Genomic DNA, 22,588 nt, shown 5'->3' with positions numbered 1-22,588 from the left:
AGATAGTATCAGAATAATAAAGGATTGAGGGAAAAAAATGGCGATTTTAGTCTTTGATATGGGTGGTTCAGCAGTAAAATATGGCGTCTGGGCACAGGATTCTTTGGTGAGTAAAGGCAAATTTACTACACCAAGCACGTGGCAAGAAATGAAAGCCCAGTTGCAGCAAGTAAGAGCAAGCGTAAACGAAGAGATCGAAGGGGTCGGGATCAGTGCTCCAGGTGCAGTCAATGCCCAAGAACGTCGAATCGACGGTATCAGTGCGATTCCTTATATCCATGGGTTTGACATCTACTCTGAACTCGAAGGAGTGTTTGGGGTACCAGTAACCATCGAAAATGATGCTAATTGCGCTGGGATGGCTGAATTCTATCAAGGAGCGGGCAAAGAGTATCAGCAAGCAGCTTTCGTTGTGATCGGAACAGGCGTTGGCGGTACCCTGTTTCAAAATGGTGAGCTAGTCCGTGGGGCACATTTATACGGCGGTGAATTTGGGTTGATGATTTTGGATCAAGGCAAAACATTTTCGCAACTAGGGACAGCGGTTCAGATGGCTTGGCGTTATTGTGATCGAATTGGTGTAGATCGAACCACAATTACCGGCGAAGAGGTCTTTCAACGTGCAGAAGATGGGGATGCCATTGCGATCGAGGAAGTCAATAAATTTTACCGCTATTTAGCGCAAGGACTATTCAGTATTCAATTTGCTTTTGATCCTGAAGTGATCATTATCGGTGGCGGTGTCAGTGCCAAAAATGGCTTGTTAGAAGAAGTGAATCAACGGTTGAAAAAAATGTTGGCAGATCAAGCTTTAAATGATTTTGTCCCACTGATCAAGCTATGTGACTATCGCAACGATGCCAATCTAGTTGGGGCGGCAGCCAATTTTCAAGCATTGTATCCACGAAATAGCCGCTAACATCTTGATGTAATGTTTTCAAACGTCCTTTTGACAAAAAATGAAGCAATTCGAAACGATCAAAAAGTAAGCAAAGGAAAAAAAACTTTGCTTGCTTTTCTTTTTGTTCAAAAAAATGAAAAGCGATTCCATTATTGATGGAACAGTGTTTTAAAAACACTATTTTTTCCTAGTAAAAAAATAAATTCTGAATAGGTGAAATATTCTGATAATTCGTTGACATTTTCCAGATTTTTCAGTATATTGGATAACATATTCAGGGGAAGTGAAGGAGAGGAAAATTATGAAAAAGAAATTTGCGTTTTTGTTTGCGAGTTTGTTTTTGTTGACAGCATGTAGCGCTGGACCAACAGGTGGATCAACGGATGGCAGCGGGGCTGCTGAAGGTGGCAATAAACAAGAGGGAGATACCATCAAGATCGGAACCAACTTAGAGTTGTCAGGAGCCGTAGCTGCTTATGGGACGGCTGAAAAAGAAGGAATCGACTTAGCAGTAGAAGAAATCAATGCTGCCGGCGGTATTCTTGGAAAACAAATTGAAATTATTTCGAAAGATAACAAATCAGATAACAATGAAGCTGCAACGGTAGCAGCCAACTTAGCTACAAATGATAAAGTTGTAGCCATCATTGGTCCAGCAACTTCTGGTGCTACGAAAGCGGCTTTGCCTAACGTGACCAGAGCACAAGTACCAATGGTTACACCTTCAGGTACTGACGATGCGATTACTTATACTAGTGGGAAAGTGCAAGAATTTGCCTTCCGTTCTTGTTTCCAAGATAGCTTCCAAGGAACGATCTTAGCGAAATATGCGGCTGAAAATTTGGATGCATCAAAAGCCGTGATCTTGGGAGACAACTCAAGTGATTACGCAATTGGATTGACGGAAGCATTTAAAGAAAGTTACCCAGGCGAAATTGTCTTAGAAGATAACTTTACTGAAGGCGACAAAGATTTCCAAGCAGTTCTTACAAGAATCAAAGATGTCGACTTCGATGTCTTGTTCATTCCAGGCTACTACACAGAAGCTGGTTTGATCATCAAGCAAGCGCGAGAATTAGGAATTGATCAAGCAATCATTGGTGCCGATGGATTCGGTGATGAAAAAATGGTTCAAACAGCTGGTGCAGAAAATGTCAGCAATGTTTACTATACCGGTCACTTCTCTACCAAAGCACCAGCAAACGACAAAGTTGAGCCCTTTGTGGCAGCGTTCAATGAAAAGTATGGCAAAGAACCTTCTGCTTTTAATGCGTTAGCCTATGATGCAGTTTACATGATCAAACAAGCAATCGAAGATCAAAACTCAGCAGATTCATTGGCAATTGCAGCTGGTTTGTCTGAACTGAAAGACTTTGTCGGCGTGACAGGTGAAATCACAATGGATGAAAATCATAACCCTGAGAAATCAGCAGTTGTTTTAGGATTGACTGACGGGAAGGAAACCTCAGCAGACACTGTGGAACCTTAAAAACCTGTAGTTGTTTGGCAGTGAAAACTGGGACAGACCTGATGTGTTTGTCTCAGTTTCTTTTCTCTAATGAGAAGAACCATAATAAATGATATTGGAAGTGAGTATATGGAAATGATGATCCAACAATTGATCAACGGCTTGTTTCTAGGCAGTATCTACGCCTTGTTAGCGTTGGGTTATACGATGGTGTATGGCATCATCAAGCTGATCAACTTCGCCCACGGAGAAGTTTATATGATTGGTAGTTTTATCGGTTACTTTTTGATCAATCAATGGCAATTGGGCTTTTTCCCAGCGTTATTCATTTCGATGATCGCCAGTGCAGCACTTGGGGTAACGATTGAATTTTTAGCCTATCGTCCTTTGAGAAATTCCACGCGAATTTCGGCATTGATTACGGCAATCGGGGTTTCTTATTTTTTGCAAAATGTCATGATTTTTTTCTTTTCTGCCAATGTGCGCCCGTTTCCGCAAGCAATCGAACGAAAAACCTATTCCATCGGGTTTGTTCAAGTAAGTAATGTCCAGTTATTGATTTTGGCTGTTTCGGTTACCTTAATGATTCTCTTGCAATTGATCGTGAAAAAGACCCGTATGGGAAAAGCGATGCGTGCAGTAAGTGTTGATGCAGATGCAGCGCGTTTGATGGGGATCAATGTTAATCGAACGATTTCCTTTACCTTTGCCTTAGGCTCGGCTTTAGCTGCAGCTGGCGGGATGCTGATCGGTTTGTATTATAATTCCATTGATCCATCAATGGGGGTCGTTCCTGGTCTGAAGTCTTTTGTTGCGGCGGTTCTCGGCGGGATCGGGATCATTCCTGGTGCAGCTTTAGGCGGCTTTGTGATCGGTTTAGTGGAGACAGCAGCGACAGCGCTTGGTTTTTCTGATTACAAGGATGCTTTAGTGTATGTCATTTTAATAATTATATTGTTGGTTCGTCCAGCTGGGATCCTCGGCAAAAATATCAAAGAGAAAGTGTAGGTGGCAGAAATGAAAAAGAATTTACGTTACAACTTAATCTGGCTCGCTCTGGCAGCTATTCTTTATTTTGGATTATTTGCAGCCTACAATGGCGGAATGATTAATTTGTTCTCTGATGCGATCATCGTCAATATCGGAATCAATATCATCTTGGCAGTCAGTTTGAATCTAATCATCGGCTTTTCAGGGCAATTCTCCTTAGGACATGCTGGGTTTATGGCAATCGGTGCTTATGCTGGCGCGATCCTGTCGGCAAGCAATCCAACCTTTGGCGGCTTTTTAACTGGTTTACTGGTGGGGATGCTGGTTTCAGGTGCAGTCGCATTAGTGGTTGGGATTCCGACCCTCCGTTTAAAAGGCGACTATCTAGCGATCGCTACCCTAGGTGTGGCAGAGATCATTCGGATCTTGTTGGTGAACCTACGAGGCTTGACCAATGGTCCTGCTGGAATTTTCGGATTGCCCCAATTCAGTAATTGGCAGATCGTCTTTCTCTTTGCCGTTCTATCGATTCTTGTCGTTTCAAACTTTATCCATAGCGGACCAGGCAGAGCGACTTTAGCGATTCGGGAAGATGAGATCGCTGCAGAATCGATGGGGGTCAACACAACGAAATACAAGGTAATTGCGTTTGTGATGGGGGCAGTGATGGCAAGCATTGCTGGTACCCTTTATGCCAGCTATCAGCAGTCGGTTTTCCCACGAGATTACGGTTTTATGAAATCGATCGATGTGTTGATCATCGTCGTTTTTGGAGGGCTTGGGAGTACCACAGGAGCGGTTGTTTCGGCAGTAGTGCTAGGAATCTTAAACATGTACTTGCAAGGCTTCTCTGATTTGCGCATGATCATTTATGCATTGGCTTTGATCATCATCATGATCTTTAAACCAAGCGGACTTTTAGGGACCTGGGAATTCTCCGTAAAAGGACTGTTGGACAAATTTAGAAAAAAGGGGGATGACAACGATGCCTCTATTAGAAGTTAAAAGCTTAACGAAAAACTTCGGTGGTTTAGCTGCTGTTTCTCATGTAGACCTCCATCTAGATACCAATGAGCTGGTCGGGTTGATTGGACCAAACGGTGCCGGCAAGACAACGCTCTTTAACCTCCTGACAGGTGTTTATGAGCCTAGTGAAGGCGAAGTGCTTTTTGAGACCCAAGGTAAGCCAAAACGTTTAAATGGCGTGAAGCCTTATAAAATCGCGGATTTAGGCCTTTCAAGAACCTTCCAAAATATTCGCTTGTTTAAAAACTTGACCGTAATGGATAACGTCTTGATCGCTATGAACAGTAAGCATAAAGAAGGACTACTGACGAGCATCTTGCGTTTGCCAAAGTATTACAAAAACGAAGAATCCATGAAGAAAAAAGCCTTAGAGCTGTTACGGATCTTTGATATGGATGGCAAAAGCCAAACGTTAGCGAAAAATTTGCCTTATGGCGAGCAACGCCGTTTAGAGATCGTACGCGCATTGGCTACAGAGCCAAAAATTTTGTTTCTTGACGAGCCGGCAGCGGGGATGAATCCTCAGGAAACAACAGAACTGACAAAGCTGATCTATAAGATCCAAAAAGATTTTCAATTGACGATCCTCTTGATCGAGCATGATATGAGTTTGGTCATGGAAGTGTGCGAACGGATCTATGTACTGGAATACGGGCAAGTCATCGCCCACGGTGAACCAGAAGAGATCAAAAACAATCCACGGGTAATCGAAGCCTATCTAGGAGGGGAAATCTGATGCTGGAAATTCAAAATTTAAGTGTTCACTACGGCATGATCCAAGCAGTTCATGATGTTTCCTTCCACGTCAATCAAGGAGAGATCGTTTCGCTGATTGGTGCCAATGGTGCCGGAAAAACCACGATTTTACGGACGATTTCTGGATTGATCCGTCCTTCAAAAGGCTCCGTCACTTTTGAAGGAAAGAAAATTGAGAAAGAAGCACCGCAAAAAATCGTCGCAAACGGCTTGTCGCAGGTGCCAGAAGGGCGGCACGTCTTTTCCGGTTTGACGGTTCAAGAAAACTTAGAGATGGGCGCCTTCTTGCGTAAAGACAGTGGTGTCAAAGAAGACTATGAACAAGTTTATCGCAAGTTTCCTGTATTGAAAGAACGCCTCTCGCAAGATGCGTCGACATTATCTGGCGGTGAGCAGCAGATGTTGGCAATGGGGCGGGCATTGATGTCAAAACCGCGCTTGCTTTTGCTGGATGAGCCATCGATGGGCTTGGCGCCAATTTTTATCAAAGAAATTTTTTCCATCATTCAAGAAATCAAGCAGCAAGGAACGACTGTGCTGCTGATCGAACAAAATGCGAAAATGGCTTTATCGATTGCCGATCGCGGCTATGTATTAGAAACCGGGAAAATCGTTTTAGAAGGTACCGGAGAAGAATTACTAGCAAGCGATGAAGTTAGAAAAGCGTATCTAGGAGGTTAAACAATGAGCGTAAGTGATTTTATGACGAAGACGGTCATCACCGTCGATTCACAAACACCGATCTTTGATGCAATAGATGTGATGAAGCAGCACGATATCCATCGTCTACCTGTCGTTGGTGATGGCAAATTAGTAGGGTTGATCACAGAAGGAACGATCGCTGAAGCAACTCCCTCAAAAGCGACCAGCTTAAGCGTTTATGAAATGAACTATCTCTTAAATAAAACGACGGTCGCTGATATCATGTTGAAAAAAGTGACCACGATTGAACCGGAAGCTTTATTAGAGGATGCGATTTCGGTGATGCGAAGTGAAAACGTTGGGGTTTTACCAGTCATGGATGATGATGCCTTAGTGGGAATCATTACCAACAATGATATTTTCGATGCCTTTTTGAAAATCACTGGGTACCACGATGGTGGAACACGAGTGTCCATTGAGATCACGGATGACCATGTGGGTGTTTTAGCAGACGTGACGAAACTCCTTGCGGATCATCAGATGAGTATTTTGACGATTGTGGTAAATCGGATGGCACTAAAAACAGTTGTTGAGATCCAAGTAGAATCACGGCAAGTCGCAGCAATCGAGAAAATTTTAAGCGATGCAGGCTATACCGTGACGAGTGCTGTCTTGACGAACCAGAAGTGATCTAAGAAAAAGTAGCTGATCGTAAAGATTGGCTACTTTTTTTATTTCCAGAAGAGATTTTCTTTTTCTTTTGTTGCTTTTCTGTTAAAATAGGAAGGTGCTGTAAAGAAAGAGGTGCAACCATGTCTAAGAAAAATAAAGATATCGAAGTACGTATTGAAGAAACAACAAAAGCCATTCATGGCAAAGACTATACCGTCAATGAATTATTCATCGGAAAAAAACGCATTGGTGAGATTTTAACAACTGGACCAAAAGAATTTCAAAGCTTTTTAGGGGATGAAGATCTAGGTTCGAGCAGAAGCTTAGAAGCTGCCATCGAGATGATTATTCGTCAATGGAATTTACATGAATAATTTCTAGAAAAATTTACTTTTTGCTCTTGCAATTTGTTATCTTTTTCGGTATTATAACTATTGTCAGGTTTGAGAAAAACCTTTTGGAGGAGTAGCGAAGTGGCTAAACGCGACGGACTGTAAATCCGTTCCTTAGGGTTCAGTGGTTCGAATCCACTCTCCTCCACCATTATTGGGGTATAGCCAAGCGGTAAGGCAACGGACTTTGACTCCGTCATGCGTTGGTTCGAATCCAGCTACCCCAGTCAAAGAGATACGTAGAAAAAAACAGCAAGCACTCTTGCTGTTTTTTTGTTATTTAAAAAGAATCGTGTTTTTTTATAAGTACTTAAAGAAACAGGAGGCTGATATGGAAGAAGCCACTTTCAACAAGCTAGTTTCTACGAAATTGAAAAAAGCAATGGTTGCTTTGGGGCATTTCTATGAAACAGGTATGGAGTGGAACGGAAAATCACAGTCGATTCTTTCACAGAAATTTCTTTCAGAGAATTTAAAATATTTGGGCATTTTTGGTTCTGTTTGGTATACTTAGGCAAATCAGTTCCTTTGAGAGAACCATTTTATAGCATGAGAAACGAGCGATGACAGGAATATTGCCGATTTTCGGAAGTGATAACTTTACTAGATGGGGGCTTAACGAAGATGGGAAATGAAACGACTTGGGAGAACACAGACCGCCTTTATCTGTTGTGTCAACCAATCATGCAGGTAAAATCGCTAAGTCAGCAAGAGTTGAATGGCTATGAAGTCTTGCTACGTAGCGAGAAGAACAACCGATTTCCACAGCAAGAATTCAGCACAATGATTCAAACTGAAAGTGGCAATCAGCAATTGATGAGATGGTATGCCAAGGAATTGCGGCGTCTATGCAAAAAAAAGCCGGAAACCCGCTTTAGTGTCAATATACATCCACAACAGCTGCTGTGGCAGTCTACGTGGTCCTTTTTTGAAACGATGGCTGTTTATAAGGCGCAGTTGCAGATTGAATTGACGGAACACCCCGTACGCATACAGCAAGAGTCATTTGATTTGTCTGTAGCCATTGCAAAAATTAAAGCTTATGGTTATGTGATTGCGGTCGATGATATCGGTTGCGGACAAAATACCCTCTCGTTGGTCTTTGCCAATCTTGCCAGCGTTGATTGTTTGAAATTTTCGTTGTTACCGTTTATTCAGCTTGATGAGGAGATTGGCTTCAGCTTTTTGGCTTGTTGGTTGAAGGTTGCCCAAAAATATCAGCTTGAGCTGATCGTTGAAGGGATCGAGAACCGCGAAAAAATGGTCCAGTTGCTTGAGATGGGGGTGCATTTGCAACAAGGATATTTATGGTCTAAAGGAGAGCGATTGTGATGGAATGTTAGAACGAGGCGTGCTTTTGGCGTTTGGTTTGCCGCTGATGATTGCCAGTTTACTGGTGACCGCAGATGTTTTTGTACGAAGTGTGCAAAAAATATCGGTTTCTCGTCCATTTAAGTATTTTATTATTGGTATTCTGACGTTTACGCATTTGTATTTTATTCTTTCTTTCTCAATGAATTCAGTTGGGTTTATCTGTTATCAATACACAACTGCTTTTATTGCGAGTCATTTTTTCTATGGTGATCGTGGCAAGATCTTGATTTTGATAACGCCGTGTATGGTCGTTTTCTATTTACTGTTTGTCGGTTTTTCTGACATTGGCAAAGCCTTTTATTTACCGCTATTAGGTGTCGGTGTCTTTGTCCTTGATTTTCTCTTATCAAAAATCAAGTCGCTGCGTCCGCAACAGCAATTTTATATGATGTATTTTTTGACCTGCCTGCTCTCACCGCGTTTTTCGATGCTAGTCCATCATACGACGACCTATGACTGGGAAGCGATGTTGGCAGTATTTGTTGGTTCTTTCGTGCTGCTAGGAAGTTTTATGTGGTTGCATCGATTGATTGAGGGGCAAGAATACCAAGTACTGGCAGAGTTAGCGAATAGTAAGATCGATGCGTTGACCGGCTGCTTCAACTATGGGACCTATAACCACGATCTGCTTCAAGCCGTTTCACAGAAAAAGACTGTGACGATCGCCATGATCGATCTCGATCACTTCAAAAAGGTCAACGACCGTTATGGTCATATCGCCGGAAATGAGCTATTGAGAACTTTCGCCTCACGGACGGCCACTTTTTTAGAGGCGCATTTTGCCGAGACCTTTTCCTTTTATCGTTATGGCGGAGAAGAGTTCTGTGTCGTGATCGAAGGGGATGTCAAAGAACAGACCGTAGCTGCGATGACGACACTGTGTCAAACCATTTCTAGTAGTATGTTTCCTGTCGCTAATTTTGAAAAAGGGACGATGTCTTTGTCTTGCGGCGTTGAAGCGAGCACCGTTTGTCATGGGGATATCTTGGCAGCCGTCGAAAGAGCCGATCAAGCACTCTATCTCGCAAAACAAAGTGGTCGAAACCGGGTGTGCACCTTACCTGAGACGTAAAAAAATAATGAAAAAATGATTTGCACAAATTCACAAAGAATTAAATCTTTATGCACAAATTGTTAGTAATAATAAAGAAATAATGTTATTTATTTACAAAATATACATTTTGATTATTTTATTTATCTTGAGAATCTTCGCATATCAACAAAAAGATTGAAACTATGTATAATTTCTGGTAAATTATTCTAAATCAAGAGTGATAAAAACTGTCAATAATTAATAGTGATTCTTACTTGATGCTTTGTCCGCTTTTCCAATGAAATGTTTCTGGAATTGTCCCGTCGAATCAGCAAGTAAGGGTTCTTTTTTTTAGAAAGGAAGCACAGGAAATGGCAAATACGCTGGTTGTCAATACACTCGCAAATTTAGGCGCAATTATCATCAATATTTATTTGTTATTCAAAATCAGTGACGGATTCGTTGGCCAAGGGACGTTCAAAGCGAAACAGATCGCAGCGGCGATTGCTTGTGAAACCGTGGTGGGGATGCTGATGATGAATTTCTCTTATGTCGTATACGAAACGCGATTTGACCTGCGCTTCTTGCTTTACGCTTTTTCCATGAAGTATCTGGGATGGAAGGTGACCGTACCGACGATGGTCAATCTAGCGTTAGGGCGTTTCTTGTTTGAAGTATCAAAATCTTCTTGGTTGAACTTATACCTTACGTGTTTTTTGATAGTGACACTGACATTTCTGCATGCCTGGGCCAAACGGCGATTTACTGACAAACAAGAGTTGTTCCTATCAATTACCTACTTGATCGCTATCTCCTTTCTTTTTGGTTTTTATTTGACGGGCGATATTCAAAAAACGACCCTAATTTATATAGTTTATGGCATTCTCGCCTATACGTTGGCGTTTTTCCTTTACTCGATAGTCAATGATATGCAGCGCATTTTGGCATTGGTCAAAATCGATGATCTTACGCAGTTGAACAACTTTCGTAAATTTCAAGATGACCGTCAACGCCTAGATACGACCGAGGTGGACTTATCGATCGCTTTGATCGATATCGATCATTTCAAAAATTACAATGACCGTTACGGACACCGTGCCGGGGATGTGATTTTGCAAGAAATCGCTCGTATTTTTTCGACCTACTGTACGGCGAGCAATCCGGTCTATCGCATCGGTGGGGAAGAGTTTGCGATCTTGATCCAAGGAGACGCACAGGCTGCTGCTTATCTCCTTGAAAAAATTCAAAAGCGCATCCGTTACCAAGAAATCATCTTGGATGCCGGTGATTCGGTCAGCATCACGTTGTCGATTGGGATCGCACAACGGCAAAGGGGTGAGTTGCTACAGCAAACGCAAGAACGTGCGGATCAAGCATTGTATCGAGCCAAACGCAGCGGTCGCGACCAACTCTGTCTTTACTGATGGGGGTGGCTTCTTTTCTTTTTTTGTTTTCAAAAATACTACCTTAAATGAGGAACGCATATGGAAAATAGTTTAATCATGATTCCTTCGCTAGAACCTGACCACAAACTGCTGGCTCTGGTGGAGAAAATTCGTTTGCATAATCAGCACCTGCCGATTTTGGTCGTGGATGATGGCAGTGGGGCAGCTTATCAGTCCGTCTTTTCGGCATTGGCACAGAAGTTTGGTTGTCAGGTTTTGACCCATCCAAAGAATCAGGGAAAAGGCGCAGCCATCAAAACCGCTCTCACTGAAGTGCTGACAAACCAGCCAGCTGTTGAATTTATGGTGACCATTGATTCGGACGGGCAGCATGAGTATACCGATATGATGGCTTGCTTAGCAAAGGCCCAAGCCCATCCGGACAGCATTATTTTAGGGACCCGATCCTTTGGCAAAGAAGTGCCCTTGCGGAGTAAGTTCGGCAACATTTTGACCCGAAATATCCTGCGTTTAGCGACTGGTCTTGCTATCGAGGATTCGCAGACGGGCTTAAGGGTTTTCCCTCGAAAATTCATGACAGATTTGTTGGCGATCTCAGGTGAGCGTTTTGAATATGAAACGCGGATGCTAATCGAAGCCCAGAAGCGGGGGTGGCCGATTCTTTCACAACCGATCGCCACCATCTATATTGAAGAAAATGCCTCTTCCCATTTTCGGGTCTTGGCAGATTCTGTCGCTATCTATAGCGTCTTTTTGAAGTATTTGTTTTCATCTGTGGTCTCCTTTTTTGTCGATGTGATCGCTTATGCGTTATTGATCCATTTCTTGTCTGTCATCAATCTGTCCTCCATCGTGATCGCTTCGTTGGGTGCCCGATTGATTTCGGCGATCGTCAATTACTACATCAATCGCGAGCTTGTTTTTGGTCAACGGACAAAGAACAGTATGCTGCAGTATTTTTTATTGGTGATCGTACAGATTTTGCTGTCCTCTTTTCTCGTCTACCTGATTTATTTGATCCTACCGATCGGAGATTCTGTGTTGTTAAAAATAGGCGTCGATTGCCTGCTCTTTTTCTTTAGTTACCATGTGCAAAAAAATGTCATCTTTAAGGAGTGATTGAGGTGGAACAAAAACGTTTGCCTTGGGCGAAAAAAGTCGTTTACTTTCTGGCGTTTGTCTTTTCGCTGATCTATTTATCATGGCGGGGGCTGTATACATTGCCATGGCACGAGTCTTGGTTTGCCTTGCTGTTTGGTTTGCTGCTTTGGGGCAGTGAGATCGTATCGAACTTTACGGGCTTGCTGTTGATTTGGAACAAAAACAAAGCAAAGCCCTTTGAAAAACCGGTCGTGCCAGAAGCCGACTATCCGGCGATCGATGTGTTGATTGCTACTCATAATGAAGAAGTGCCGCTTTTATTAAAAACGGTCAATGCGGCAGTTCATATGAAATACCCCGATCCCAAAAAAGTTCACATCTATTTGTCAGATGACACCAACCGTCCAGAGGTCAAAGCACTGGCAGATAAATTTGGCATCGGCTATATCGGATTGATCGGCAATCAGCATGCCAAGTCAGGCAATCTCAATCATGCATTATCAAAAACCAATTCGCCGCTAGTGGCGACCTTTGATGCAGATATGATTCCTTACTCAGATTTTTTGCTGGAAACAGTGCCATATTTTGTGGCAAATCAGCAGGAACGCCGCAATGACCAGACCATCAAACCGTTGGGCTTTGTTCAAACACCGCAAAGTTTTTACAACGCGGATCTTTTTCAGTACAATCTTTTTTCAGAAGCGGCGATCCCTAACGAGCAGGACTTCTTTTCCAGAGAAGTCAATGTTTTGAACAACGCCCATGATACCGCTATTTATACAGGTTCCAATACGGTGATTGCACGAGAAGCGATCGAAGCCGCTGGCGGATTTCCGACGGACACGATCACGGAAGATTTTGAATTAGGCGCCTTGATCAATTGCCAAGGTTATCGCAGTTTATCAACACTGCAGCCAATGGCCAGCGGTCTGTCTCCAATTGATATCCCAAGTGCCTTAAAGCAGCGAATTCGCTGGGGAAGAGGAGTGGTCCAAAGTGTCCACAATCTCCATCTTTTTAAGAATAAGACGTTGTCTTTGGCGCAAAAAATGGTTTTCTTAAACAGCTATTTGTATTGGTGGTCGTTTCTACGACGGCTACTATTTATTTTCGCGCCGATTTTGTACACCGTCTTTAATGTAAGGGTCGTAGAGACAAACTTTTGGGTCTTGCTGCTGTTTTGGCTGCCAAGCTATACGTTCTTGCATTTGGCGATGCAGGATTTGAGCAGTGATATTCGAACGCAGCGTTGGGGCGAGATCCAGGAAACGATTTTTGCACCTTACCTAGTGATTCCTGTCTTTTTGCAAGCCATTGGCATCAAAGAGACCCGCTTCAAGGTGACTAATAAAGCAGCAACTCAGTCTAAAAAAGACTTGTTGTTTGTGGTGCCGCATTTGTTGCTGTTGATTTTGACGATTATCGGCTTAGTGAAGTTTAATTACGGCAAATTCGGCTCAGAGATTTTCTACGGCAGTGTGTTGACCTTCTGGCTGCTGACCCATTTCTTTAACTTAACCTTTGCGGTCTTATTTTATCTCGGTCGCCCGATTTATCGAACGACGGAACGGTTCAGAGCCCATTATCCTGTTGAAGTTTCCGACCAAGACGCCAGCTATTCTTTGATGACAGAAAATATCTCAGAAAATGGCTTGTCCTTCGTTTCTGACGTTCCTCTTTATTTTCCGCCAGATGCGCCGCTGACTTTTAAAATCACCCGTAATGGCTACCAAGCAGAGATGACTGGAAATATTGTCCGCGTCTTTTCTGGAAAAGATCGATGGGTCTATGGCGTTGCTTTAAACCAGTTGACAGAAAAAGATTACTTAGCCTATCTGCAGATCATTTATGATGGCTTCAATCAAAGCCTGCCGGTTCTGCGGGATCCGTGGATGACCTTCTTTGACAGTCTTTTTGAAAATCTCGGTAAGCATCTGCTGCAAGCCAAACAAAAGCCATTGCCGCCTCAAAGAGTGCCCATACTGACCATTGATCAAAAATGGCACTTTGATGAAGGAACCTATGCGGTCACAACATTTGGTTTTGATCAGTTCACGTTGGCAAAAACAGAGGAGGTCGAGATGCCGGTCCATCTAAACTTACCGATCAGTAATCTTGTGCTTCACGCTGAAAAAGCGACGCTTCAGCCAAAAGAAAATCAAGTGATATATCAAGTAAGCAATCTTTCAGAGCTGCGTTCCACAGTAGCCCTCCAAGAATGGGTAGACAGCTTGCTGAGAAAGGAGGCAGACGATGATCGAGATCCTGCTGCGATTTAGTCTATTTGGTTTATCATTAGCTGGCTATGCCTATCTTTTTGTACGAGTTTGTCATTTTACCAAATACATTAGCTGGATCGCTGCCTGCTGTTTGCCGATCCTCGTTCTTTCCTTTGTCGCATATGGTCCCAAAGGATGGTTGATCTGGGGGGCCTGGTTTTTATTTGGTCTTGGCTTACTATTATGCGTTTGGCGTTTTTGGCAGGAGCGCCATCAGGTGCGCTGGGGTTTACAAGAGCCCATCATGCTGTGGTTTTATGGCTATTTTGCTTTGTTCGTTTTAACATTGCTTCACAGTCATTTGACCCACTATGACAACTTCTCTCATTGGGCGACGATCGTTAAATTCCTTTATACGCAGGGACAATTGCCAACGGCAACCGATGCCATCATCAGTTTTACTTCCTATCCTTTAGGCAGCTCACTGTTTGTTACTTATACAGCAATCATCGTTGGCTATCATGAGAATGTCTTGCTGATTGGTCAATTGATTTTGATTTTCTGTAGTCTGTATAGTTTTTTTGCGATTATTCGTGATCCGAAAAGAAAGCTGGCTTTTGTCTTGGTCTTCACCAGCATGGCCGTATTCAATTATTTTAATATTGCGATTCGAATGAATAATTTGCTGGTAGACTTCATTCTTCCCGTTTTAACTTTGGCAGGCATCTCCGGGTTATTTTCTTTAAAAGGCAAAGTGCTGCCTTCAATCAGCTACTTTCTTTTGATTGGCGCCTCTCTTGATTTGGTCAAAAATAGTGCCGTCTTTTTTCTGCTGATTTTAGGTGGCTATTTACTAGTCTGCTTATGGCAGGCATCAATTCGTTGGCGGCAACGGCTAGGCTTGATGATTGTAGGATTAGCTGCCATTGGGCTATCTGTCCTGCCGGCGATTCTTTGGAACCTGCATGTCAAAGCGAATTTTCCTAAATCGAAGCATGAAGTCAGCGTGACCGCTTATAAACAGATTTTTGGTGAAAAGGATTCTCAGATACTGCAGCAGATTACGGATGTTTTTGTCAAAACGATCACGGATGTTACGACGGTTTCCACGCAAGGGATTCTCTTGATCCAGGTCATCCTGTTGGGCAGTTGGCTATTTGTCCGATTTATTATAAAAAAACGCAATCCATTTCTAAAAGAACTGCTGTTGATCGATGGTATTATTGGTCTCTATTACTTGGGTATTTACGCCATGTTCTTGTTCTCGATGCCCACTGATGAAGCACTGTCTTTGGCAGGGTTCGATCGCTATGCTTCGAGTATTGTGATCTTGGCATTAGGTTTGATGACCTTTTTCATGGTCCGGGGCATTGATCATTTGTATCATGAACAAGCGATCGATCGGCGAAACTACCGTAGTTTTGCCAGCTTGACCACAAAAAAAATCTATCAATACAGTACCTTGATTCTGTTATTTTTTGCGACATTGCTGATCCTTTCAGAAAATAATGGCATGCGTTATACCAATCGTGAATATGCTGCTTCGATTCCAGCACAAGTTTCAGCCGTTACTGGCGATCGCTTTGACCTAAACCAGAAAAAATACTTGGTGGTCAGTACCAATAAAGAAGCAGTAGACAGCTACTTAGTTGGCTATGTCGGCAAATATTACTTGTTTTCACCCAATGTCGATGGTCGAGAGAATTTCCTCTTATCAGATGCAGATTTTCGCACGCTATTAAAGCAATACGATGAAGTCGTCGTCTTAGAAGAGCACTATACCTTTAATGCCATGACGAAGAAGCTAACAGGCAAAACCTTTGCCCCTGGTGTTTATTCGGTGGCGGAGGTGTTGGGGCAATAAATGAAGGAATTTCTCAAGCGCGTCTCCTTATTAGAGAATCAATAGTAAAAATACCAATGAAACAGACGTATCGTTTGTTCATTGGTATTTTTTTTCTGTTCCCACTGAGTAATATCCTCTATACTATGAAAATACCAAAGGATATGTAAATAATCTGTATTAAACGAAAGGGTACACATGAATAAAAAAACGGCGCAATATTTTCAGTGCCTATGATTTACTGTAATCAATGCAGTAAAAGTAAGTGTTTTCATTTTTTTGAGAAACAGCTACCATTAGAAATGTAGACGAGGTGAAAGTTTCATGATCAGTGAACGGGAAAAAGCAATTATTCGATATCTCTTAGAGAATGGACCAACAACGGTTGCTAAAATTGGGTTGCATATGTCGCTTTCGCAAAAGACAGTTTCGCAATCGCTAAAGAGAATGGATGAATTTTTGCAGGAAACAGCAATAAGGCTTGTTCGCAAACCTAGAGTAGGTGTATTTCTTGATGGCGATTCAGCTGAAATTCTAAAGTATCTTGATGGGCACGAGGAATCAAACTTACCGACGAGCAAAAAAGATCGTATTCAGTTTCTTTGCTTTGAAATACTGAAACAAAAAACGTATTTTACGCGTCAACAACTGCAAGATGCACTCTACATCAGTAAATCAACTTTAGAAAATGACATGGGGCAGGTAAGCGAGATCTTTCGTCATTTTAACGTTACGATTGAAGTTTTACCGGGGAAGGGTTCCTTTTTGAATTTGTCAGAACAAGAAAAACGTCGTTTAGCATTTGATTTGATCTACTATTTCTGGGGTGGAAATTGGAAAATAACACAAGAGCAGCAACGCTATTTGCATTCGATTCAAGGAATTCCTCAGTTTGTTAATGATTTTATTGACCTGACAAAGATTTCTTTAGTTGATACGCTCTTACAAGAGTATTTGAAAAAAGAACAAATTACGCTTAATGATGCTGCCTATCACTCACTATTGCTTCATCTTATCATCATGATTGATCGGGTCAAAGAGAAGAATTATCTGACTTTCGAAGAAAGAAGACATCCTTTGATGGAGAATAGAGCTTTTTATCGTTTTATTGCTTCAATAGAAGAAACGTTTTCTCTGTCGTTGCCAGTTTCGGAAGTTCATTATATTTCGCTTCATATCTATGGGGATTCGTTGATGAAGAAGAATGACTCCGATGATTTGCTTGATGAAACGATACGCAAATTGATTCATGAAACGATCTCCCTACGCAATGAAAGTCTCTTGTTAGGATTGGTATCACATATCAAAGAAGCTATTTATCGCATTCAAAAAGGATTAGTCATTCATAACCCTTTTCTAAATGATGTGAAGAAGAATTTCCCTTTGTCTTTTGAGGAAGCGCTTCGATTAGCTCATGCCTTAAATTGGCAGTTTTCGATTTCGATCCCCGAAGATGAGGTTGCCTTTCTGGCCGTACACATCCAAGTGATGAAAGAACAACGAGAAGAAAAACAACCGAAAAAAGTGAGTGTCTTATTAGTTTGTAGCAGTGGGAAAGGCACTTCACAGCTATTAGCTGCTCGTATTCGGAGGAATTATGAGCAAATCGATATTTCTAGGATTCTTTCAATTCAAGAGTTGATTCAGACCAATATTTATGAGGACTTGATTTTATCGACAGTGGATTTAAAAATCGATTCGATTCCAACAATCCATGTTTCTCCTGTACTGAATAAAGATGAGCAGCGAAAAATAGAAGCCTTTTTAAGAAAAGTCGAAGAAAAACAAAATGGTTCTTTCAGTCAGTTTGCGAAATTGATTCATGAGGACTTGATTTTTTTAGATCATCATTTTGAAGATTATCAAGAGGTGATTACATTTATTGGGGAGCAGTTGATTACTCGTGGGTATGTAAAAGAGGAAATGATTGACTCTTCGCTAAAAAGGGAACAGCTTTCCTTTACTTCTTTTGGACGATTCGCAACACCTCATGGTACACCAGAATACGTGAAAAAATCAGCGATTGTATTTTTACGTCTTAATAATGAGATCCACTGGGGAGAAACAAAGGTGAAATATGTCTTTTTCATCTGTATCAAAGATGAAACTGTACAAGAACTTGAGGAAATCTATGACACGATGCTTAATGTGATGGAATCAGATGAACGAACCTTCCTCCTTAAAGGGACGAAAGAGGAATTAAAAAAGTATTTACAAGGGGGAACATAAAATGAATATAGAAACACTACTACCTTTTGAACATATTGTTCTTGGTCTAGAGGCAACCACTAAAGAAGAAGTGGTCCGTCAGTTAGCAAAAATATTGGTAACTGAAGGAATTGTTCAATCCGAAAATGAGTATGTTCAATCAGTTATGGAAAGAGAAGATCACTCGACCACAGGAATAGGCAATAATATAGCAATCCCCCATGGAAAAAGTCGTGCAGTTTCTGAACCCGCAATCGTTTTTGCTCGGTTAAAGGCACCATTAGAATGGCAATCCTTAGATGATGAACCAGTAACGGTTGTGATTATGCTTGCTATTCCTGAAGAACATCAAGGAGACACCCATTTACGGATCTTATCAGAAATTGCCATGAAATTGATGGATGAAGACATCACAGAAGCGCTGAAAAGCGAAACAGATAAAGAGATTATCGCGAAACTATTAAGCGAATAAAACGGAGAAAAGGAGAAAGAAGAATGAAGAGAAAAATTATTGCAGTAACGGCGTGTGCCACAGGAGTTGCCCATACCTTTATGGCGGCACAGGCGCTAAAAAAAGCAGCAGCGAAACGTGGGGATTTAATCAAGGTTGAGACACAAGGAGCAACAGGTATCGAAAATGAATTGAACGAGCGGGATTGTCAAATTGGGGAAGTTGTGATTTTTGCCGTTGATACGAAAGTGAGAAATGAGGAGCGTTTCAATGGCAAGGAGATCCTTAAAGTCCCGGTAGCAGCCCCTATAAAAAATGCAGAAAAAGTAATTGAAGATGCATTAAAGCTGATTGATCAATAAAGAGGAGGAAAATCAGATGAAAAATTTGGCAAGTGAAATGAAAAATCATGTTTTAACAGGAATATCTTATATGATTCCTCTGGTGATTGCCGGAGCAGTTATCATGGCGATTTCTCGAGTAGGCGGATCAATATTTGGGATCGTCGATATTTGGGATGCCTCTCATGGAGAAAGTGCGAATACGATCATCCGATTACTCCATAGTTTAGATGGATTCGGTGGCATCGCTTTAGGATTGATGTTTCCCGTAATATCGGCATTTATTGCTTATTCGATTTCCGATAAGCTAGGGATAGCCCCTGGTCTTGTTGGAGGTATGTTAGTAAAAGACATTAACGCAGGCTTCTTAGGCGCAATTGTTTCAGGGCTGATCGCTGGGTACATCTGCTTGTGGATCAAAAACCATATAAAGCTGCCAAAATCGATGGCATCGGTAGTTCCAGTGTTCTTAGTTCCTGTTTTAGGTACTTTAGTCACTGTCCTACTTGTGAATTATGTGATCGGTACACCATTTGCAGCTATCAATGTGGGCTTAGAGTCATGGTTGAACGGATTGAGTGGCGGAAATGCGGTCGTGATGGCGGCAGTTGTAGGGGCAATGGTTGGATTTGATCTTGGAGGGCCAGTAAATAAGGCAGCTGTGACAACCGCGATGGCTTTATTGACAAGTAACGTTTATGCACCAAACACTGCAGCACAAGTGGCGATTATCATTCCGCCAATTGGTTTAGGATTAGCGACTGTTTTTGCAAAGAATAAATACAATAACGAACTAAAAGAAGCAGGAAAATCGTCGATCATTATGGGACTAGTAGGTATTTCAGAAGGAGCGATCCCATTTGCGGTGGAAAATCCACTAAAAGTGATCCCAGTGAATATGATTGGTTCAGCGATTGGTTCTGCAATGGCTGTAGGTCTAGGAGCTGTCAATACAGCGCCAATCTCTGGTTTTTATGGTTGGTTCACCGTAGAAAAATGGCCACTGTATGTTTTATCGATTGCTACTGGCTCATTATTTATTGCGATTTGTACAAGCTTGCTACGTTCAAAAGATGCGGGGAAAGAAACAGATGCCACGATGGAAGAGTTTGACGAAGCGGCTTGGGAAGAGCAGTGGGAAGCATAGCTATGACAAATGTACACATAGTAAACCACACCCATTGGGATCGTGAATGGTATTTTACTTCGATGGACTGTGTCGTTTTGAGTGACCAATTATTTAGTGATGTACTAAAAGAACTAAAGAGGCAACCGACTGCATCTTTCGTGCTAGATGGACAAATGTCTATTCTGGACGATTACTTAGAACTCTATCCTGAGCGCTTGACTGAGGTCAAAGAGTTGATCGCCAATGGTCAATTGTTCATCGGGCCTTGGTACACCCAAACAGATGCCTTTTTCGCTTCTGGTGAGTCCATCATTCGAAATGCCATGATTGGTATATTTGATAGCAAAAAATATGGCAGCTATATGCCGATCGGTTATTTGCCAGATACATTTGGTTTTAATGCTCAAATGCCAACCATATTGAACGAAGTTGGACTTGATAACATTATCTTTTGGCGAGGCATCGATTTAGGGGAACAGGTCAAATCCCCTTACTTTAAATGGACGAGTTTAAGTGGGCGAGGTTCACTGTATGCGGTGAATTTTCCTCAAGGATATGGTGCACAGCAGCAATTGGAGCCAACGAGCAGTTATGTAGATGGCAGACTCGATAGAGGTGTTGATTTTATTAAGAGCTACGCGAATGAACCTGAAATCTTGATTCCAACTGGAAATGATCAGTTAGGCATTGTTTCTGCCATAGAAGAAAAACTAACGAAAATCAATCAGCTTGGAAAATACAAGTATCAATTGAGCACCTATCCAGCATTTATGGAGATCGTCCGTCAAAAAGAACTGGAAGTTTATCAAGGAGAGTTTCGTGCACCGGTTTTTGCACGGGTTCACAAAACGATTGGTTCTGTACGAATGGATCTGAAACGTGAGATTTTTCGATTAGAAAACAAATTAGTTTTAGAAATTGAACCAATGTTAGTTATTGCGAAAGATTTAGGGATCGAATTAAGCAATCGCTTGCTAATGAAAGCTTGGAAAAAGTTATTTGAATGTCAAGCCCATGATAGTTTGGCAGGCTGTGTATCAGATAGTGTTGCACAAGATATCAGTCATCGGTTAAAAGAAATCAGTGAGATTTGTGAGAGCATTGAAAATTTGATTTTAAAAAGAATCAGTGAAGGACTCGCTTTACAAGCCAACCAATTTCTGATTCTTCATCCAACACCAGTGCCATTTCAAGGAGAGAAATTAGTTAAGATCGTATCCAGAACCAACAATATCAAGGTTATTGGAGCTGATTCATCTGTACTTGAAGCAGTGTATATCCCAAGCAGGAAAAATATTATGGAAGAAACTCCGGCTGGCAACCGTTTTATTGAAGAAGAGGGGTATTATCTGTTAACCGTTCAAGTGACCTGTGCCTTTTCAGGCCTTGGTTATCAAGTCCTTACATTTGAAGAGCAAGAGACAACTCCCGAATCGTCTTTAGATCAAAACACATGGATTAGAAATGGAAAATACATGCTTTCCTTTGAAGACGGCCACCTGATTTATTCAGATGGAAAACAACAGATCTTGGATTTCTTGTCGATCATCGATGATAGTAATGCCGGTGATACGTATGACTATTCGCCTATTTTGAATGATCAACCGATCACGCTTCGTTTTGCCAGCTGCAAAGGGAAGCAAGAAACATTGGCTTTGGAAGGAAGTTTACAGCTACCGTATACGATCGAAGAACGGATGAAAGGAATCGCCACCAAAACATTCGCTTATACATTGACCCTCCAACTGACAAAAAATGGTGAGGTAAACGCAAAGCTACGTTTTAAAAATACGCTTTTAAATCATCGGATTCGAGTGAAAGCTCGATTAAACAAGCCGATAGAAAGAGCGGTTGCGGCCATTCAATTTGGCTATCTTGAAAAAAGAAATCAAACACTGGAAAATTGGCAAGAAAAATATGCAGAAAAACCTGTCAATATTGAACCATTTGAAAAACAAGTGGTTGTTTATGATCAAGAGAACGCCCTCGTTTTTTATAGCGAGCAGAGCAAAGAGTATGAATATATCGATGACTCCTTATATGTAACGGTACTAGCTACAACCGACTCTCTAGGAAAACCAGATTTGTTGTATCGACCAGGTCGTGCTTCTGGCGATACAACCAAAAAGGGACATATTATGATGGAAACACCTCTTGCTCAAATGGAAAACTATGAGATGGTCTTCGATTTTTCCCTAAGGGTCGCATCAACAGCTATTTCTGAAGAGTTGTTGGTTACTTGGAAAACTGTTAAAGAACAGCCATCGATTTCTTATCAATTGCAAGATTTGAATTACTTTATTTATCGTATAGACAATAAAATTCAAAAGCGCATTGATCCATTATCTCTGACCGACATGTCTCTTTCTTTGTTGTCTTGCAGCTTAGAACCAGGTGTGGGAGTCAGTGCGCTCCATAATGCTTATTACTCTGAGGGAATCGTTGTCCGTTTCGTCAATTCAACGAACAAAGAACGTCCTCTTGAGCCCAAAAAATTATTTAATGGGTACGAATATCAGCGAATCAATTCCTTAGAAGAACCGCTTGAAGCGGATCATATCATCCACGCTTATGGAGTAGCAACCTATTTATTAACTAAAAACTAGGAATAAAGAACACAAAATTTGTCGAGAAGG

At 41.7% G+C, this 22,588-nt stretch carries 20 protein-coding genes and 2 tRNA genes; all 22 read left to right on the top strand.

Annotated features, from left to right (window positions below):
- The first annotated feature begins 37 nt into the window (after positions 1 to 37).
- The 22 genes from CXM95_RS13235 (at position 38) to CXM95_RS13130 (ending at position 22,558) form a co-directional block, all read left to right on the top strand.
- A complete protein-coding gene (locus tag CXM95_RS13235) occupies positions 38 to 919 on the top strand; it encodes an ROK family protein (RefSeq protein ID WP_005234383.1) in 882 nt (293 codons plus the stop codon).
- Between the two features lie 283 nt (positions 920 to 1,202).
- The gene (locus tag CXM95_RS13230) at positions 1,203 to 2,390 is read left to right on the top strand and encodes an ABC transporter substrate-binding protein (protein ID WP_008380891.1); all 1,188 of its coding nucleotides are present in this window, start codon (positions 1,203 to 1,205) and stop codon (positions 2,388 to 2,390) included.
- A 108-nt stretch (positions 2,391 to 2,498) separates the two neighbouring features.
- Positions 2,499 to 3,377 (top strand): branched-chain amino acid ABC transporter permease, encoded by an 879-nt coding sequence (locus CXM95_RS13225; protein WP_008380893.1) that lies wholly within the window; start codon positions 2,499 to 2,501, stop codon positions 3,375 to 3,377.
- A 9-nt stretch (positions 3,378 to 3,386) separates the two neighbouring features.
- Positions 3,387 to 4,364 carry a branched-chain amino acid ABC transporter permease gene (locus tag CXM95_RS13220; RefSeq protein ID WP_005228744.1) on the top strand — a complete coding sequence of 326 codons (978 nt, stop codon included), beginning with the start codon at positions 3,387 to 3,389 and terminating at the stop codon, positions 4,362 to 4,364.
- Positions 4,345 to 5,121, top strand: a complete 777-nt coding sequence (locus CXM95_RS13215; protein WP_008380898.1) for an ABC transporter ATP-binding protein — start codon at positions 4,345 to 4,347, stop codon at positions 5,119 to 5,121. Before CXM95_RS13220 ends, CXM95_RS13215 begins: the two co-directional genes overlap by 20 nt.
- Positions 5,121 to 5,822, top strand: a complete 702-nt coding sequence (locus CXM95_RS13210) for an ABC transporter ATP-binding protein (protein ID WP_086297753.1) — start codon at positions 5,121 to 5,123, stop codon at positions 5,820 to 5,822. The genes CXM95_RS13215 and CXM95_RS13210 overlap by 1 nt, the downstream gene beginning before the upstream one ends.
- A gap of 3 nt (positions 5,823 to 5,825) precedes the next feature.
- Entirely contained in the window at positions 5,826 to 6,473 is a 648-nt protein-coding gene (locus CXM95_RS13205; protein ID WP_086297750.1) for a CBS and ACT domain-containing protein, read from the top strand.
- Positions 6,474 to 6,595: 122 nt separating this feature from the next.
- Positions 6,596 to 6,829, top strand: coding sequence for a DUF2969 domain-containing protein (locus CXM95_RS13200; protein ID WP_005228752.1), 234 nt, complete (start codon positions 6,596 to 6,598; stop codon positions 6,827 to 6,829).
- A gap of 85 nt (positions 6,830 to 6,914) precedes the next feature.
- Positions 6,915 to 6,998: transfer RNA gene (locus CXM95_RS13195), tRNA-Tyr, on the top strand.
- A gap of 4 nt (positions 6,999 to 7,002) precedes the next feature.
- Positions 7,003 to 7,074, top strand: a tRNA-Gln gene (locus tag CXM95_RS13190).
- A 104-nt stretch (positions 7,075 to 7,178) separates the two neighbouring features.
- Positions 7,179 to 7,361, top strand: a complete 183-nt coding sequence (locus CXM95_RS13185; RefSeq protein WP_086297747.1) for a hypothetical protein — start codon at positions 7,179 to 7,181, stop codon at positions 7,359 to 7,361.
- 110 nt (positions 7,362 to 7,471) lie between these two features.
- On the top strand, positions 7,472 to 8,179 hold the full coding sequence (locus tag CXM95_RS13180; RefSeq protein WP_086297744.1) for an EAL domain-containing protein: 708 nt from the start codon (positions 7,472 to 7,474) through the stop codon (positions 8,177 to 8,179).
- A 4-nt stretch (positions 8,180 to 8,183) separates the two neighbouring features.
- Positions 8,184 to 9,293 carry a GGDEF domain-containing protein gene (locus CXM95_RS13175; RefSeq protein ID WP_086297741.1) on the top strand — a complete coding sequence of 370 codons (1,110 nt, stop codon included), beginning with the start codon at positions 8,184 to 8,186 and terminating at the stop codon, positions 9,291 to 9,293.
- A gap of 332 nt (positions 9,294 to 9,625) precedes the next feature.
- Positions 9,626 to 10,678: a GGDEF domain-containing protein gene (locus CXM95_RS13170; RefSeq protein WP_086297738.1), complete on the top strand. Its 1,053-nt coding sequence runs from the start codon at positions 9,626 to 9,628 to the stop codon at positions 10,676 to 10,678.
- A gap of 60 nt (positions 10,679 to 10,738) precedes the next feature.
- Positions 10,739 to 11,779, top strand: a complete 1,041-nt coding sequence (locus CXM95_RS13165; protein WP_086297735.1) for a bifunctional glycosyltransferase family 2/GtrA family protein — start codon at positions 10,739 to 10,741, stop codon at positions 11,777 to 11,779.
- A complete protein-coding gene (locus tag CXM95_RS13160; RefSeq protein WP_086297732.1) occupies positions 11,776 to 14,040 on the top strand; it encodes a glycosyltransferase family 2 protein in 2,265 nt (754 codons plus the stop codon). Before CXM95_RS13165 ends, CXM95_RS13160 begins: the two co-directional genes overlap by 4 nt.
- Positions 14,015 to 15,844, top strand: coding sequence for a lantibiotic ABC transporter permease (locus tag CXM95_RS13155; RefSeq protein ID WP_086316460.1), 1,830 nt, complete (start codon positions 14,015 to 14,017; stop codon positions 15,842 to 15,844). Before CXM95_RS13160 ends, CXM95_RS13155 begins: the two co-directional genes overlap by 26 nt.
- 303 nt (positions 15,845 to 16,147) lie before the next feature.
- Positions 16,148 to 18,052, top strand: a complete 1,905-nt coding sequence (locus tag CXM95_RS13150; RefSeq protein ID WP_086297727.1) for a BglG family transcription antiterminator — start codon at positions 16,148 to 16,150, stop codon at positions 18,050 to 18,052.
- Position 18,053: 1 nt separating this feature from the next.
- The gene (locus CXM95_RS13145; RefSeq protein WP_086297724.1) at positions 18,054 to 18,503 is read left to right on the top strand and encodes a PTS sugar transporter subunit IIA; all 450 of its coding nucleotides are present in this window, start codon (positions 18,054 to 18,056) and stop codon (positions 18,501 to 18,503) included.
- Between the two features lie 23 nt (positions 18,504 to 18,526).
- Entirely contained in the window at positions 18,527 to 18,844 is a 318-nt protein-coding gene (locus tag CXM95_RS13140) for a PTS fructose transporter subunit IIB (RefSeq protein WP_008380922.1), read from the top strand.
- Positions 18,834 to 19,970 carry a PTS fructose transporter subunit IIC gene (locus tag CXM95_RS13135; RefSeq protein ID WP_086297720.1) on the top strand — a complete coding sequence of 379 codons (1,137 nt, stop codon included), beginning with the start codon at positions 18,834 to 18,836 and terminating at the stop codon, positions 19,968 to 19,970. Before CXM95_RS13140 ends, CXM95_RS13135 begins: the two co-directional genes overlap by 11 nt.
- 2 nt (positions 19,971 to 19,972) lie before the next feature.
- On the top strand, positions 19,973 to 22,558 hold the full coding sequence (locus CXM95_RS13130; protein WP_101699244.1) for a glycoside hydrolase family 38 C-terminal domain-containing protein: 2,586 nt from the start codon (positions 19,973 to 19,975) through the stop codon (positions 22,556 to 22,558).
- Positions 22,559 to 22,588 lie beyond the last annotated feature (30 nt).

The organism is Enterococcus sp. CR-Ec1, from assembly GCF_002850555.1.
GTDB lineage: Bacteria > Bacillota > Bacilli > Lactobacillales > Enterococcaceae > Enterococcus_D > Enterococcus_D entomosocium.
The sequence above is the reverse complement of the archived record's forward strand: the minus strand, read 5'-3'. Positions and strand labels throughout refer to the sequence as shown.

Coding starts and splice junctions, on each gene's coding strand:
- CXM95_RS13235 (WP_005234383.1), top strand. CDS start 38: ATGGCGATTTTAGTCTTTGATATGGGTGGTTCAGCAGTAAAATATGGC.
- CXM95_RS13230 (WP_008380891.1), top strand. CDS start 1,203: ATGAAAAAGAAATTTGCGTTTTTGTTTGCGAGTTTGTTTTTGTTGACA.
- CXM95_RS13225 (WP_008380893.1), top strand. CDS start 2,499: ATGGAAATGATGATCCAACAATTGATCAACGGCTTGTTTCTAGGCAGT.
- CXM95_RS13220 (WP_005228744.1), top strand. CDS start 3,387: ATGAAAAAGAATTTACGTTACAACTTAATCTGGCTCGCTCTGGCAGCT.
- CXM95_RS13215 (WP_008380898.1), top strand. CDS start 4,345: ATGCCTCTATTAGAAGTTAAAAGCTTAACGAAAAACTTCGGTGGTTTA.
- CXM95_RS13210 (WP_086297753.1), top strand. CDS start 5,121: ATGCTGGAAATTCAAAATTTAAGTGTTCACTACGGCATGATCCAAGCA.
- CXM95_RS13205 (WP_086297750.1), top strand. CDS start 5,826: ATGAGCGTAAGTGATTTTATGACGAAGACGGTCATCACCGTCGATTCA.
- CXM95_RS13200 (WP_005228752.1), top strand. CDS start 6,596: ATGTCTAAGAAAAATAAAGATATCGAAGTACGTATTGAAGAAACAACA.
- CXM95_RS13185 (WP_086297747.1), top strand. CDS start 7,179: ATGGAAGAAGCCACTTTCAACAAGCTAGTTTCTACGAAATTGAAAAAA.
- CXM95_RS13180 (WP_086297744.1), top strand. CDS start 7,472: ATGGGAAATGAAACGACTTGGGAGAACACAGACCGCCTTTATCTGTTG.
- CXM95_RS13175 (WP_086297741.1), top strand. CDS start 8,184: ATGTTAGAACGAGGCGTGCTTTTGGCGTTTGGTTTGCCGCTGATGATT.
- CXM95_RS13170 (WP_086297738.1), top strand. CDS start 9,626: ATGGCAAATACGCTGGTTGTCAATACACTCGCAAATTTAGGCGCAATT.
- CXM95_RS13165 (WP_086297735.1), top strand. CDS start 10,739: ATGGAAAATAGTTTAATCATGATTCCTTCGCTAGAACCTGACCACAAA.
- CXM95_RS13155 (WP_086316460.1), top strand. CDS start 14,015: ATGATCGAGATCCTGCTGCGATTTAGTCTATTTGGTTTATCATTAGCT.
- CXM95_RS13150 (WP_086297727.1), top strand. CDS start 16,148: ATGATCAGTGAACGGGAAAAAGCAATTATTCGATATCTCTTAGAGAAT.
- CXM95_RS13145 (WP_086297724.1), top strand. CDS start 18,054: ATGAATATAGAAACACTACTACCTTTTGAACATATTGTTCTTGGTCTA.
- CXM95_RS13140 (WP_008380922.1), top strand. CDS start 18,527: ATGAAGAGAAAAATTATTGCAGTAACGGCGTGTGCCACAGGAGTTGCC.
- CXM95_RS13130 (WP_101699244.1), top strand. CDS start 19,973: ATGACAAATGTACACATAGTAAACCACACCCATTGGGATCGTGAATGG.